The 14,821-nt window shown below is 50.5% G+C and carries 12 protein-coding genes; all 12 read right to left on the bottom strand.

Translation table 11 applies throughout. The features are described 5' to 3' along the window. Positions 1-238 precede the first annotated feature (238 nt). The 12 genes from JAO77_RS00565 to JAO77_RS00510 all read right to left on the bottom strand — a co-directional run bounded on the left by JAO77_RS00565 (position 239) and on the right by JAO77_RS00510 (position 14,682). A complete protein-coding gene (locus tag JAO77_RS00565) occupies positions 239-418 on the bottom strand; it encodes a hypothetical protein (protein ID WP_198988332.1) in 180 nt (59 codons plus the stop codon). A gap of 38 nt (positions 419-456) precedes the next feature. Further along, a complete protein-coding gene (locus JAO77_RS00560) occupies positions 457-1,698 on the bottom strand; it encodes a glycosyltransferase family 4 protein (protein WP_198988331.1) in 1,242 nt (413 codons plus the stop codon). Positions 1,699-1,703: 5 nt separating this feature from the next. Further along, complete coding sequence (locus JAO77_RS00555; protein WP_198988330.1) at positions 1,704-2,825, bottom strand: NAD-dependent epimerase/dehydratase family protein; 1,122 nt, start codon at positions 2,823-2,825, stop codon at positions 1,704-1,706. Between the two features lie 239 nt (positions 2,826-3,064). Beyond that, the gene (locus JAO77_RS00550) at positions 3,065-4,279 is read right to left on the bottom strand and encodes a glycosyltransferase (protein WP_198988329.1); all 1,215 of its coding nucleotides are present in this window, start codon (positions 4,277-4,279) and stop codon (positions 3,065-3,067) included. Positions 4,280-4,299: 20 nt separating this feature from the next. Next, positions 4,300-5,202, bottom strand: a complete 903-nt coding sequence (locus tag JAO77_RS00545) for a glycosyltransferase family 2 protein (RefSeq protein ID WP_198988328.1) — start codon at positions 5,200-5,202, stop codon at positions 4,300-4,302. A gap of 180 nt (positions 5,203-5,382) precedes the next feature. Next, positions 5,383-6,795: an oligosaccharide flippase family protein gene (locus JAO77_RS00540; RefSeq protein ID WP_198988327.1), complete on the bottom strand. Its 1,413-nt coding sequence runs from the start codon at positions 6,793-6,795 to the stop codon at positions 5,383-5,385. A 65-nt stretch (positions 6,796-6,860) separates the two neighbouring features. Beyond that, entirely contained in the window at positions 6,861-7,871 is a 1,011-nt protein-coding gene (locus JAO77_RS00535; RefSeq protein ID WP_198988326.1) for a glycosyltransferase family 2 protein, read from the bottom strand. 20 nt (positions 7,872-7,891) lie between these two features. Next, on the bottom strand, positions 7,892-9,004 hold the full coding sequence (gene gmd, locus JAO77_RS00530; RefSeq protein ID WP_198988325.1) for a GDP-mannose 4,6-dehydratase: 1,113 nt from the start codon (positions 9,002-9,004) through the stop codon (positions 7,892-7,894). Between the two features lie 693 nt (positions 9,005-9,697). Continuing rightward, a complete protein-coding gene (locus JAO77_RS00525) occupies positions 9,698-10,798 on the bottom strand; it encodes a glycosyltransferase family 61 protein (protein WP_198988324.1) in 1,101 nt (366 codons plus the stop codon). Positions 10,799-10,808: 10 nt separating this feature from the next. Then, positions 10,809-11,900 (bottom strand): glycosyltransferase, encoded by a 1,092-nt coding sequence (locus tag JAO77_RS00520; protein ID WP_198988323.1) that lies wholly within the window; start codon positions 11,898-11,900, stop codon positions 10,809-10,811. 22 nt (positions 11,901-11,922) lie between these two features. Further along, positions 11,923-13,080, bottom strand: coding sequence for a glycosyltransferase family 4 protein (locus JAO77_RS00515; RefSeq protein ID WP_198988322.1), 1,158 nt, complete (start codon positions 13,078-13,080; stop codon positions 11,923-11,925). A gap of 459 nt (positions 13,081-13,539) precedes the next feature. After that, a complete protein-coding gene (locus JAO77_RS00510) occupies positions 13,540-14,682 on the bottom strand; it encodes a glycosyltransferase family 4 protein (RefSeq protein ID WP_198988321.1) in 1,143 nt (380 codons plus the stop codon). Positions 14,683-14,821: the final 139 nt, after the last annotated feature.

Below are 14,821 nucleotides of genomic sequence, written 5' to 3'. Positions count from 1 at the left end.
TTTTCGCTTTGTGCTACATGGCAAATCATCTACTGCACCTCGCATCAGGAAACCAAGCCTAAAGTTTGGGCGCATTTGCCCGCCACAATAGTATGCTACCTACTATTGTGGCGGACGACTACGCTTAAGGCTATCACAGTTGGCAATAAGACAACGCTCGAAGTCGTGTCCTTTCAGTTCGAACCGCTAAGCACAGGCCATATACGAGTCAAACCGATAATCAAGTGACCGGGCTACATTAGTTGCGCACTTGGTCGTGCAACCGGTTGGTGTCGAAAGTGGTCGTATTCATTACAGCATCGAACATAAACCACCGGGTCGAATAGGTCAAGTAGCGGTTGATGCAGCTGCTATTGTAACCGAGCGGCGAATGCTGGTTACTTAATAAGAGGTCGTAGCGTAGAGTAGGTAGGAGCACCACCAGTACTACTAAGGGCTCCCTCCTTCCGCTCTTAATTAAAGGGCAGAATAATTGAAGCGCAGGTCCTTCACGTAGGCATTGTACGTGAGGTGCTGTGCCACGTACTCTTTTACACCCGCGTATTTTCTGCATAGTTCCTCGTAGTGGTCGCGGCAGTAAACCAGCTTGGCGTGCAGGTCGGCCACATCTGAGGGTTTAAAAGTAAGCGAGAGTTCTTCGTTTTTGTTTATTTCCTTTACGCTGTCAAAGGCTCCATTTATCACCAGCCTGCCAGAAATCAGTGCATCGAAATACTTAACGTGCACTACGTGCTGCGAGAAAGGGTTTTCCTTATCGGGGCACACAATCACTTGCGCGAGGCTTTGGTAGGTAGCCATCTCAGCATAAGGTATATTCTTTATAAAGTGAATGGCATTGGCGGCCGGAAGCTGTTGTGCCAGCTCAACGCAATAGTCCTTGTAGGGCCCTTCGCCAATCATTATCAGCTTGCTGGCAGCTGCATCACGGTGAAGCAGGTCGAATGCCTTTATTAGGTCATCCATGCCGCCGGTTTGCTTATAGGTACCAATAAAGAGAACCACAAAATCTTGCTCGGCTAGGCCAAGGCGCGCCTTCAGTTCCCGTTGCAGTGCCGCATTGGGCTGACGTTTCAATGCCTCCTCGCTCACCAGGTAAGGTATCACGAAGCTTTGCTTGCCCTCAAGACGATAAAGCTGCTCGTAGTACCTCTTCATAGAGTTACTACCATAAATGAGGCCCGCCGCCCCAGTAAATACTTTCCGGTCAAGATTATTTACCAAAAAATATTTCCAGCGGTGTACCCAACGCTGATAGCTGCTGCTTGCAATGCTTTGCTGATATGATTGCTCAATAGTACTAATGCCGTGTATATCGTTGATATACGCCTCGATGACTCCGGAAGATTTCAGTAGATAGCCGATTGTGTTATCCAGATAGTCAAAAAAGCAAACCGGCCTGCTACCCACGCCCGCACGCTCAATAGCAGCTTCAATCTTGCCAAAAAGTGGGCGGAACTGCTGGTACACTACACTTGCGGGCAGCAGCGCCAGCAGGCCTTGCATCTTGCGCTTCTCTTTAAAATCGTAGCCAATCCGCACGTGCTGGATAGCAGGATGAAATAACTGGTAATTTTCCGCATTTGAAAGGAATACTACTTCGTGGCCTTGGGCTGCCAGTGAGTTGAGCATACCATACATCCGCACATTTTCCCCTACCTCTTTCTTAAAATCGCGGAGCGTGAAAAAATAGTACTTCATCGTTATTACTTCATTAAGCCTTTCCGCTTCATCTGCTGGATAGACTCCTCGTAGCTGCCACCTTGTACCTCCTGCTGCTGCACCCAAGCCGCAAATTTCTCAATGCCCTCACTGAAGGATACCTCTGGGCGGAAACCGAGGTCGGCGCTGATTTTTTCCAGCGAGGCTACATTATGCCGGATATCGCCAATTCGGTAATTACCAGTTATTTCTATCTCCGTATTGGTCCCATACAGCATGCACAGTTGTTCTGCTACTTCTCGCACAGTAGTAGCTACGCCGGAACCCACGTTGTACACGTCCTGGGACACTTTCTGCGACTCAATACCCAGCATGGTGGCCTTCACTACATCGCCTACGTACACGAAATCGCGTGTCTCCTGGCCATCTTCAAAGATGTTGATGCGCTTGCCGCCACTGCGGATGAGAGTGGAAAAGATAGAGAGAATACCAGTATAAGGATTCTTAAGCGATTGCCCGGGTCCGTACACGTTTTGATAGCGGAAGGCTAGCGCAGGAATACCGATGGACTGGCACACATTGAGCACCAGTTGCTCCTGGCTCAGCTTCGTAATGCCATATACCGAGGAGGGGTGCAGCTTTGAGTCTTCATCAGTAGGCAACACCCGCAGCGGTTTTCCGCACTCTGGGCATCGTGGCTCAAAGTTGCCAGCTGATAAATCCTGCTCCTTACGGCTGGGTGGGTATTGCACCTGGTGCTCGTCGCAGGCATACTTACCCTCCCCATAAATGGCCCGTGAGGAAGCAACTATCACCTTTTCTACTTTGTGCTGGGTATTCACCAGCGCGTCGAGCAGCAGGGCCGTGCCTCCAATATTATGCTCGGCATACCGATGCACCTCATACATGGATTGGCCCGTGCCCGTTTCAGCTGCATAATGCACCACTATATTAGCATCCTGCAACGCATTTTCCCAATCGGCTTTGTTTCGCACATCACCTTTGATAAAGCGGATGCCCTCTTGCTCGGGAAAGGAATAATTCAAACCATGAATCTGCGGCGATAGATTGTCGAGTACAATAACACCGTAGCCGTGTTCCAGCAGACTTTGGGAGAGATGGGTACCAATAAAGCCTGCACCACCTGTTATAAGAACTTTCTTCATGAATTTGTATTCGACAAAGGAGAAAAGATTTGCTTAGCTAGCATCAGGCGAAATGGATTGATAAAGCAATCGCCATTCTTTTAGAAGCGTTTTTGCATCGAAGAGGCACCATCGTAGGATTATCAATCAAAAAACCCTGAATTTGCACTAGCCAAGCCTATCACATAGGGTTAAACGTCGTAGCACAAATGTACACCAGTAAAAATGCTCGTCTTACCGCAACAAGCGGCCCAGCCAAGCTACTGCAAGGCTGGTACCCCAAAAAAATGAACGTAAGCTTGGCGCGACAACTCAATTGAGCGATGCCGCTCGGCCAGGTGGCGCACCCGCTGCCGATAGCTGGGATGCGCTATTTGCTGAGCCACGTTGGCCAGGGCCTCTGACACCGAAATGGGTCGGTCTAGATTGAAGATGGCCCCGCCGCCTTCCTGTTTGATAATGTCGCTGTCGTCGCCTATACCTTCTGGGAGAAGCACAGGCAGGCCACTGGCCCAGTACTCACCAATCTTAATGGCCGAGCAGAACAGCCGGCAAGGCGCGGGCTTGATGGTGGCAAACGCAAAGTCAGCAGCCGACAAGTAATCGGGCACCTCCTGGTGAGCGGCTTTAGTTAAGAATACCTGCCCATCTGCTAGCCCGGCTGCTGCCAGTTTAGCCTGTACTTCGTGCAAGGGGTCAGGCGTAAGAATAATAAGGCGAAAACCTGGGCCGAAAAAATCGGCCGCCGTCCGAAACACCTGAAATGCCTCCTTGTCGTAATAAATGCTCCCAAATTTACCCACGTACACGCCTACCACATCGGTTTCGGCCCAGCCTATGCGCTCACGCATCCGTTGCCGGACTGTATCGCTGTAGGCAAACTGCCTAGCGTCGACCGAGCACGGCACCGTAGCAATGCGCTGCGCTGGCACTCCTTCTGCTATTAATTGCTGCCGATAGTTTTCGGCTACCGGCATTAGCCCTAGTGCCAATTGTTTCTGCTGCTGCTCCCAGTGTCGCTCAAATAGGTAACGCGGGTCGTAGCGCCGCCACACCCCCGATTCGAGCATATAGTCGGCGTGCGGCTCAAACGACTCTACGTAGAATGGCAGTCTGTTTTTTTGCCATACTAGGTAAGCAAGCGCTCCTGCTGGGGCTCCGCGAGCCAAGATGAAGTCAGGTCGAAACTCTCGTGCCTGCTGCACTAGCTCCCGTGGAAAACGAATAAAGTCCTCAATCTTGTTGAGAATAACATTGCGCGAAGGTTTAGAACGCAACGGCTCAAAACTGATTTTTGACCCGTCGAAACCAAGCTCCAGTTTCAACTCAGCCTGCGCCTCAGCGCCGCGCTCAATAGTTACTAAGCGAATGGCCTCGACGTCAGCCCGTTCTTGCAGCAGCCGCAGGTGCGGAAACACGGTGCTTGTAGTAAGTCCATCGCGTAGGCCCCAGTAGCCCAAAAAAAGTATTCGCATAGTAAAAAGGTGTGCGGCGCCTAACCTTTAAGGAGGTTCACCAAGCGCGGCCCCAGCACAATGCGGGTCAGCAGCAGGACGGCAGCTTTAGTGCTTAGCCCTGGCGTGGCCCGCCGGGCAAAACCCCATGCCTGCGCCCGGTGCCCATCAGCGTAGGCATGGATGGCACAAAGGTAATATACCCGCCCTAGCAACTGCCGCCGCTGCGCCTCGGTCAACTTCAGACGCTGCTGCATCCAGGCGGCAGCCAGCTCCAATCGCTTTATCAATCCTTGATTATCGGCCCGCATCGAGCGCTGGTCGTGGTCGTTCATGGTCAGCGTCAGCGCGTCTACGAGCTGCACCGCGTCGCCATGCTGAGTGTTTTCGAGCATGAACATCCAGTCTTCTACGGCGGCATAGCGGCGGTCTTCCTCGAAGAGCTTCAGGCCAGGATTAGCGCGTCGCACGCACACGTTGCAGGCAAGTAAATTGCCCTGTAAAAAGGTTTCGAAACCTAGTGGCCCAGCAGACAACGTAGCTAGGCTGCTGGGCTGGCGCTGCCCATCGCGGTCAAAGTCATACTTAGTAGCAATAAAGTTGGGTGGCGTGGGCGCCGCCTGGATGGCGGCGTATAGCGTCGCCAGATGATTGGGATGGAAGAGGTCGTCGGAATCCAGAAAAATTACGTACTCGCCCCGCGTCCGTTCGAGACCATAGTTGCGGGCAGCGCCGCGCTCGGCATTTCCCTTGGGCAGATAGTGCAGGCGGTTATCAGCCAGAAAAGGCTGCACTATTTCAGCAGTGTTGTCCTTACTACCGTCATCCACTACTAAGACTTCAAAAGAAGAAAAGTCCTGCTCAATGATGGACTGCAACGTGGTTCCAATAAAACTGGCGCGGTTATACGTTGGGATAACTACACTAAAAAAAGGAGTAGGCATAAGGGAATACACCGCAAGAACGCCATATTAGGCTTCTTGCAGCATCATGAGCTTTCGAGCGGCAGTTGGCTTACAAAGGTAGCCCCATACTTCTTGAGCAGACACTGGAAACACAATCCCTATTTAAAAGTCTAGCTTCTCATCAATTAATAGAGGGTAAGTGGTATGACAGCATCAATATTACACATGCAGAATTTGGATATGCAACTGATTGAATCCCAATCGCAGCAGAAAAAAGAATCCTAACGCTAAAGCCATTAGCAGGATTGTACGGAGCGCGATGCGTACCACCGGTAGCTTCAGAAGATACAAGATGTGCAGGTCAATAAGGAAAGTGCTAACCAAGCTACTGACGCCGAATAATAGCATTGCCATGTTCACATCCTTCATCCAAATGCCTACTGCTAAACCGGCCCCGCGCGTAAGCAGCAGCAGTGTATTGGTAATTAAAGCGTATTGCTGCCGCTGTAATACGTTATAAATCATTCCGGTTGCCTGCCCCGTAAGCCGGAATATGTAGTAGTAGCCTAAATATCCGGTAAATACTCCAGCCATTTCCCAGCGCGCCCCGAAAATAAGCTTGAAAATGAGGTCGCCAAAAACGGTTATAAAGCCCAACGGCAATAGCCCAATATACAGCAGCTTATAATAGATATTTAGCGTGATATCCTTGAGCCGCTCCGGCTCGGTATGCTGCACTTCCGCCGCCTTCTGGTAGAACACTGGCGCAATGCCAGACCCAATAAGCGATACTGGAATTTCGAGCAGTGAGGCAGCGAATGAATACAATCCGACTACCGTGCTGCCAAATGCTCCCGTCAGCATGAATACAGGGAGTTGGCTTGATAACGAGCTTATGTATCCTCCCGGCAGCACATATAACGGAAACTCTCGGTACTTATAAGCAGCTTCGCGTATCCGCCGCCACGAAAATGTGCGCCACAACGGCCGTAGCTCCTGCTGAAAACCACTGCGCAGCAACCCTCCAAACAGCGTAAACTTACCTAGCGAGTCGCCCAGTATAAGCCCCGCACTTTGTCCGCCTGTGAACCAGCCATAGCCTAGGGTAAAAACTCGGCTTACTACCGACATTATTAAGTCGGCGGTAGTTCGGGTGCGGAACGACTTGGTACGGATATACCAACTGCTCATAGTGAGGCTGAAGTTGTACAGCAGCATCAGCACCGGCATTAGGTATATCCAAGCCCCCAACGACTGCAAATTAAGCCAGCGTACCAAGTGTGCTCCTAGCCCAGCCAACGCCAGCGTTACAATGCCGAACATACTTAGCGTGAGTACCACATTGAGTTGTACTACAGCCAACGCATCGCGTTTCGCCTTAGGTAATGGAATGGCGCTGGTGTAGGCCAGCGTAGCCAGCAGATTAAGGTTGCTGACTACCGAGTTAAATACCGCAAACTGCCCGTAAGCTGCCGGGGGATAAATGCGCGACAGTACCGGCGTAAGTATAAACCCCAGTACGGTGACAATAGCCGACCCCGACATTGACACCAGAAAATTCTGCGCAAATGAACCGGGCTGTCGTAGAGCTGCCAGGTTTTGACGAAACGCAGTAGTCAGTCGTTGGTACAAAGTAGATATAAAACTAAGCGCGGCCAGTACTAGGTACCGGCCGCAATATAGGATAACGGCATCCCCTACTCCACCTCACAGCCCAAGCGCTGATACTGTCCTTTAAAGCAGGCCGTCCATCGCTGCCATTCAGAATAAGTGGTGTGGGGGTCATGGGCAGCTTCCAGAAACTCCCGCAAATAGTCTTCAGGCAGGTCGCGGGGAAAGCCGCGCATAGTATCCAACTCGCCCCGTAGCCAAGCCTGGTTGAGGTGGTGGCTAAAGCGAAAAACGTCGAAGTTTACACCCGCGAACATATTGGTCGCCGAAGTAATAAACGAGGTTTTAGTAATTTCCCGCTGCGTTTTGGCAAACTGAGGCTGATGCTGGCGTTGCCATTGCACCGCCCGCCGCAGTTGCTGTGCCTCATCAATGCTCACCTGCGAGTCTTCCCATAAGTACAGCCAATATGCCTTGTCGAAAAAGGCTGAAGCTACGGAATACAACGCATACAGCGGTAACTGGTATTCCATATCGGTTTTAAAAAACCGCAATAGGCCTAGTCGGTAGAGCACCGAGCGAGCTCGCAGGTCGTTTAGAAACACCAGCCGTGTAGCGAGCGGAATATCTGGTATCAGCGCTTCCAGATTATCGGCCAATAGCCGGCGCCGCCCCATCACTAGGCGCGGGTTGCCTAGCCAGCTTAGCTTCACGGTAGCTAGGCGGTGCTCCCGCATCTGCTGGGCCATAGCCCCTAGGTCAAGCGACTCTGTCAGCCAGATGTCGTCTTCTAATAACAGGAAAGTATCGGAGCACTTCGTTATTTCCGCCTTCCAGAAGGCAATCGGAATCACGCGCTCGTCAAACGCTGCCCCACCTGCCACGTGTCGGCGCAGGGCAGCCACCTTCTGCTCATAGCGAGGCGAGTAGGCAATAGTTACCGTCGGAAACAACTCTTGAATGCGCGCCAAATACTCCGGGGGCGTACCATCGTCCAGTACCCGGACAGTGTACGCCCCCGTTACGTATTGCTCAATGCTGCGCAGGCAGCGCTCCAGATAGTAAGGACGATTAAAAGACTTAACGACGATATCCATTCAGGAGATGACGCGGGCGGCTACTCATGGTAGTTATACACCTTGTGGCCACCTTTCAGCAGGTAGGCATCACGGCGGAACAGCTCTACGTCAGCTTGCATCATGTCTTTTACCAGCGCGGGCAGGTCATACTGCGGCTCCCAGCCTAGCTTCTCTTTCGACTTCGTGGGGTCGCCGATGAGCAGTTCTACTTCGGTAGGACGGAAATAGGCTGGGTCAACTTCTACCACTATCTGTCCTTCTTCTATAGTGAAGTCGGGATTCGAGCAACGCACTACACGAGCCTTTTCTTCCGCACCTTCACCTTCAAAAGCCAATTCTATCCCGACCTCGGCAAACGACATTTTCACAAAGTCGCGCACAGTGGTGGTTACGCCAGTGGCAATAACGAAGTCTTCCGGCTCGTCTTGCTGCAGGATGCGCCACATGGCTTCTACATAGTCCTTGGCGTGGCCCCAGTCGCGGCGGGCGTCCAGGTTGCCTAGGTATATCTTCTGCTGCAGACCCATGGCGATGCGCGCCGTGCCCCGGGTAATCTTGCGCGTCACGAAGGTTTCCCCACGCAGCGGGCTTTCGTGGTTGAATAGAATGCCGTTGCAAGCAAACATGCCATATGCCTCACGGTAGTTCACCGTAATCCAGTAACCATACAGCTTGGCCACGGCGTAGGGCGAGCGCGGATAGAAAGGCGTGGTTTCCGACTGCGGCACGGCCTGCACCAAGCCATACAATTCCGAGGTTGAAGCCTGGTAGATACGGGTCTTTTTGGTCAGGCCCAGCAAGCGCACGGCTTCCAGAATGCGGAGCGTACCGATGCCATCGGCGTTGGCCGTGTATTCCGGCGTGTCAAACGATACCTTCACGTGCGACATTGCGCCGAGGTTATAAATCTCGTCAGGCTGCACTTCCTGAATAATACGAATCAGGTTGGTCGAATCTGACAAGTCGCCGTAGTGCAGCTTAAAGCGCACATTCGACTCGTGCGGGTCTTGGTAAAGGTGGTCGATGCGGTCGGTGTTAAACAGCGAGGAGCGCCGCTTGATGCCGTGCACCTCGTATCCTTTGCTAAGTAAGAGTTCAGCCAGATAAGCGCCATCTTGGCCCGTGATTCCGGTTACTAAAGCTTTTTTCATGTTGGCAGATTTCTAGGTGTTTATGTAGATTAATGTAGGGCGATAGTTCTGAATCTTTGTTAGCCTACTAGGCTAGTCAAATTATAAAAGGCCTGCATACGGACGCTGTATTCCCTCAGTTATTTTATTTTATATACATTACCCCAATCCGTAGCTAATTTATTGGCATCTACCAATGGTCAGGGAACACTGATAGGCTAGCTAGTATCGAATATTATTCACTAGGTGCTACCCCAAATCAGTTGGCTCCTAAGCTAATGCAGCCGCATCAGCACCAATACTTAATAAGCCAAGCCCATCGTGCTTTTGTCGCCTATCACTACCAGTAGGCAGGCCAGGCATGGCAGCATTTTAAGTGATAGCTTTAGCTTTTATCGGTGTGCACATAGAGAGGCTGGCAACATTCGCTCGGGACATAACATGAGCAGTTGGCGTTTAACTAAACTATCTTGGTGGTAGTTACACCAAGGTTATGTCATCTGCAAATATAAGGCTCTTTACGCGTTCTCAGGCCACGTCTTTTCTTCTAGCGCCATAAGGCTGAGCCGTACGGCGAGGCTGGCTACGTATGCCTCTCAGTAAGGACTCGGCTTTGAACGGCCTCCTTGTATTTAGGCCGTTCCTCGAGCAATAGTCCGCTGGAGTCAGTTGCTATTACGGAAGAATTATACTTCTTGCTTCTATTCGCTACCCTTAGATTATCTCACTTATGATTTGCCGCAATAAGCTAATATCTATCATTATATCCGACTGATTAGCCAACTCTTGGTTGGTTCCTATGCACGGAACGAAATAATAAGGCAGGCCTAAGCACGACGCCAGTCGAAAATAACACAAATCGCCATATCCTTCATTAAGTAGCTCCACCACCTTGGCCCCATCTTGCAAGAACAGCATGTTAGTCATGCCGGCCCCATGAACGCCCAAAAACACAGTCGTTTCGCGCATGAGGTTTATTTGTTCCAAGAAAGAAAGTTGTTCAAAATATACTTTTTCAAACCCTAGTTCTTGCAGCAACGCGTCTACCTCTGGCTCATTCACTAGGCTCCGTACCCCCTTTGCAGCACGTGCGGCGTATACTTTACGAGTGGCCCGCACTGGGTCGGGACTTAAAGCAGTTACTAGTTCAGCCCGCACTTGCTGGACCAGTTCCGGATTTTGGTTCAGCGAAGGCGCTGTCAGTGCGGGCAATACTACGCAGTCAGCTTGAAGTATCTGGCGCATTGTAATCGGTAAGTACTGCGTAAATCCAAATACTGCTGCGCTACGCTGAATATAGTCGGGCATCTGCTTGGGAGGCAGCGGCTGAGGCAGCAGCAGCAGCATAGCAGGGTGGCTTTGCCGCAATATGAGCAGGCGCGGCAAGGTGTCGACCAGCCAATGGTAATAGTTTTCTACTGACCATTGGTCATGGCATATTGCTACGCATGATGCAACGGGCACTTTCACTTTTGTCCCTACCCACTGCCGTAGTAGCAGCGTATCTTGAAAGCGGCTCGCAAATTTGGGATATACGATACTCGGCAGAAACAACCGCAAATTGTGGAATATTGCCCCATCCCAGGTAGCATGCACATTGCGTAGCCGGTAGAGGTGGTGCGGTGGGAAGTGTATTGGTGCCGCAAAGCGCTGGGCCACTTCCGCCGAAAACATGGCTAAGTTGGCCGGCAGGGTCGGCTGGTAATCTTCCCGGGCCGGAAAGCTTTTCTCCACTGTATAGCGCTGCCAGGTTGGTAAAGCTTGTGACACCCTCCTTAGGAAACTATCTGCTACGCCTTTTACTAGCTTATACACTCTACAACAGCTATGAAGGTGAGGAATTATTAGTTACTTGGCGTTTAAGCTGTTGAATTTGCTTATAATAGTTTTTCACTTGCCCGAAATGCGCTATTGCTTCCTTCAACACTAGCAAGCTATGCCACTGATTCATACGCGCAATGGTATTGCTTGAAAATACTGCTTGAACAAAGTTGCGTGAGAATACTGCTTTTGCTACGCCAAGAGCATTGTAACCAATGTCTTTGACTAAATTCACTCCTAGGGTTGTCTCCTGCTTTCCCCATAGGGCATTGCGGTAGGCATTCAGCCGAGTAGCCGAACGCGTTGAGGCATAGAACAGCCGGTCGCGGTAGGCTTCGGTAAGGCGGTTGCTAGTCATGTAGTGCTGCAGGTGCAGCCGCGACGAGTACCACACTTCATAACCGAGCAGCTGCGCTATATAACACAGCTCATCATCTTCGCCAGCAGTCAGATTACCTTCTCCTAACCGGCCCGAGAACATACTTTGAAACCCTATGCTCCGCAATTTGTGCCAGATAGCGGTTCGCACAAACATGCCAGCTCCCCACAGCACATTACGGCCAATATTACCATCTGCCAAAGGCACGAACCCTCCTCCCACTCGGTCGAGTTGTGGGCCAGCGGCATAACAGTGCTGAAACGACGCAAACCAGGCGGGTTCTGGCCCTTCAAATGTAGCAATATTGGGACCACCTAGAATGCCTACCTGCGAGTTAGCTTCTAATAGGCTTAGACCAGTGCATAAGTAATCAGTTGCTAAACGATTATCATCATCTACAATACAAGTATAGCGGTAACGCACTTGGCCGATTGCCGTTTCCAGCGCATGTTGCTTGCCAGGTTTTGGCTCTCGCAGCAGGTATAGTGGTGCAGGGGCCCCAAGCGATGCCCATTGGCGCTGTGCCTGCTCAGCAGCACCATCGGTACTTGCATTATCAACTAGAATGATTTCCCAAGCTGCAGTAGCAAGCCCCGTTTGGCGCGCAAGACAGCCTAGGGTCTCGGCTAGCCGTGAAGCGCCATTGTACGTGCATACCAAGCAGGAAACACCGATGGGATAAGCGAGCATCTTCTTGTCTTTTACCGAAACGTCCATGCGCTTTTGCCACAAATACGTTTCATTCTTTCACTGCTTTAGTGGTCGCCAGGCTAGTATCAGCTTGTTGGATATACTTGAATAATGTCTTTTCTGGGCAGAAATCTGTGATTGCTGCAGCATGTTTAAAGGCTGTTTCGCCCATGGTCTGCAGCTTATGCCGGTTATCCCATAGGCTTTCTAGGCTAGCAGTAAGGCAACTTACCGAAGCCGTAGCAGCAAGAAACCCTGTCTCACCATCGCGCACGTACTCACTGTTACCTCCTACATCGGTTGTTACCGCTGCTCTACCCGATAACATTGCTTCGATGAGCGCCAGGGGAGTTCCCTCACTTAGGGATGGCAGCACTAGCACGTGGTTCGTCTCCCAAATATGGTCTATATCGCTCACTTGGCCTTCTAAGCTCACTTTACCCTCTAGCTTGTATAAGGTAATCAGTTGCTGAAGATGAGCCCGATGAGGACCACTACCATAAAGCTTTAAATAAAAGTCTCTTTCTCTCCACTGTGCCGTACTCAGTACTTGCAGTAGAATGTCTTGCCCTTTAAAATCACAGTCTAACCGGGCTACGCAGGCCATCAACAACCTAGGGGATGCAGGAAATGGCTTAATCGAGCGACTCTTAATAATAACCGGGTTGCTTATTACTTGCGCTTTTTCAATAGCATAGCCTAGCTGACGCTCGGCTACTTGTAAGTTGCGCGCCGAGACAAAGAAGACGTTTTCGGCTCCTTTAATAAATTTAAGTGCATAGGCACGCCAAGTGTCTTTCACGGTGTGCCCGTTCTCAAAGTTGTGCTGGCTAATTAGCACATAGGGCTTATCCCAGCCGATAAGCCGGTTGGTTAGAGGATGGTTATAAATAAAATCCCAGGTTGAGCCGTTAGACAGCACGTATACATCGGCCTTAACTTCAGGAATAATATCCGCTACATCTGGCTTAAGGGACAATTTTACGGCGACTCTCGCGGCTAGGCTATGGCGAGCTGCCTCATAGAAATAAACCTCTGCTCCTAACTGCTCAAGCTCCGTAATTTTAGTGGGTACCTCTTGCCAACGCTGGGTTAGGGTACAGACGGTGTGGCCATTAGCCATAGCTAGCTTAGCTGCCCTAAACCATAATTCTTCGCTGCCTCCCCACGGAAAAGCTCTCATCAGTGAAATGAAGGCAACTCTCATAAATACAAATATTTTTAAGTAATAACTATCTGTTTACCAGAACACCTAGAGAAGTATTTCACTTTCGCTACACTCTGAACTTTTTAACAAAGTTAGACGACCAAGCTACTTATTTGCACTTTTAAAAGCTAGTTTACTTCAAAGTTTCTTCAACAAAAATATCTGTACTTATTAGCAAACACAATGGATTTATCCTATTCTATTTCGATTTAATACTATTATTTTGGCCAACTACTGCCTAAAATTCACTGTGCCTATCAACGTAGCGATTCCTATTGGAGTAAAACAGGCTTTCTGGCGGGTATCGCGCAAATAGACTCCGCCTTAGCTACGCACAGTAAGTAGCCCTGCCATTGTATCACTATACTTGCACACACCTGGTTCGCGCAACCTCAGCGAGTGCTCTGGCTACGTAGATTACCTGACAAGCCGGTAATAACTTCTAGAAGATTCGGTGGACTACTGCAGCACTTCTTGGTACGTTTCGCGGTATGCTTCTACCATTGTCTCGACCGTAAACAACTCATTCGCTCGAGCTTTGTTGAATGCTCCTATTTGCTCGCGGCGTTCGGGGTTGTTAAGCAGACCGACAATAACTTCTGATAAGGCTTCGGCATCCTCGCCGGGTGCCAGCACTTCTGGGTTAGCCAATATCTCTTCTAGGGCACCCACATTGTAGGCTGCTACCGGAATGCCCATATTCATGGCAAAAGGTGTCACTTGCCCAAAGCTTTCGCTATACACTGGGGCCACGAAGATAGCCAGCTGTTGATACAGCGCGGCGAGCCTTTCGTAGGCAACATAACCCGTAAAGGTGAACTGAGCTGCTACTCCTGCCTCGGCTACCCGCTGTTGAAATAAGCCCAGTTGCTCGCCGCCACCTACAATAAGTACTTTAGTTTGGGGCCGCTTCTTTACTGCTTTGATAAAGGGCTCCATAGCACGTTCGTTTATTTTATCGCCATCCATGCGATACACCATGCCGATAGTATCGGGGTCAGGACGTGTGCCGGCGCGCTGAAAAACCGAGAAATTAGACCCTGGATAAATGACCTGATTTGGCAAATGTCGTACCCCATAAGTATCGCGGGCATACTCGCTCACATACACGTAGCGCGTAACGGCATCGTGGTAGTAAGGCATGTACGGAATGTTGCAGTTTTCAATAACGGGGCAGCCGTAGGCAGCTGCCCCATGAAACATGGCGTGGTACCAATGCCAGAAGAAATGTGGCCACTGCCCGTAGTAATGTACGTGTACAATATCGGGCTGAACGCGCTGCAACAAGGCCGTGACCGCGGCCGGCTCGAGCATACCTGTGCAGTCATGCACTTTCACGCCTACATAGCCTTGCTGGGCGTGTACTGCCATCAAGGCTACCTCATGCGTATACGTGTCGCTAAGCCCTTCTATTATATCTACAATGAGCTGCTGCGAGCCCCCGGTAACGAAATAAGGAATGACATGCAAGATTTTGGGCGCTCGCACGCCAGCGGGCGGTGTTTTCAGCCTGATTTGGTAGGGCTTAAAATCCGGATTTTTGGCGAAGAAATCTTCTGTGGGCTGCGCAGCGCCTACTGGCTTATTAGGAGTGCGAGCCAAGCGATTCTTTATACCTGTTACAATAGCCTTATAAAAAGCAATACCTAGTCTTTTAACCCCCGCATACTGCTCTTGCCGCTGCTGCAAATGATTAAGTTGAAGGCGAGTCAACTCAATATCCTTGACATCCCATTTGGTA

The organism is Hymenobacter sp. BT559, from assembly GCF_016427535.1.
Classification (GTDB): Bacteria; Bacteroidota; Bacteroidia; order Cytophagales; family Hymenobacteraceae; genus Hymenobacter.
Note: the sequence above shows the minus strand (reverse complement) of the source record. Positions and strands in the feature narration are given on the sequence as shown.

Bases quoted from the DNA above. Each gene is read 5' to 3' on its own strand.
- JAO77_RS00555 (WP_198988330.1), bottom strand. From the start codon at position 2,825: ATGAAGAAAGTTCTTATAACAGGTGGTGCAGGCTTTATTGGTACCCAT.
- gmd (WP_198988325.1), bottom strand. From the start codon at position 9,004: ATGAAAAAAGCTTTAGTAACCGGAATCACGGGCCAAGATGGCGCTTAT.
- JAO77_RS00515 (WP_198988322.1), bottom strand. From the start codon at position 13,080: ATGAGAGTTGCCTTCATTTCACTGATGAGAGCTTTTCCGTGGGGAGGC.
- JAO77_RS00520 (WP_198988323.1), bottom strand. From the start codon at position 11,900: ATGGACGTTTCGGTAAAAGACAAGAAGATGCTCGCTTATCCCATCGGT.
- JAO77_RS00535 (WP_198988326.1), bottom strand. From the start codon at position 7,871: ATGGATATCGTCGTTAAGTCTTTTAATCGTCCTTACTATCTGGAGCGC.
- JAO77_RS00545 (WP_198988328.1), bottom strand. From the start codon at position 5,202: ATGCCTACTCCTTTTTTTAGTGTAGTTATCCCAACGTATAACCGCGCC.
- JAO77_RS00560 (WP_198988331.1), bottom strand. From the start codon at position 1,698: ATGAAGTACTATTTTTTCACGCTCCGCGATTTTAAGAAAGAGGTAGGG.
- JAO77_RS00550 (WP_198988329.1), bottom strand. From the start codon at position 4,279: ATGCGAATACTTTTTTTGGGCTACTGGGGCCTACGCGATGGACTTACT.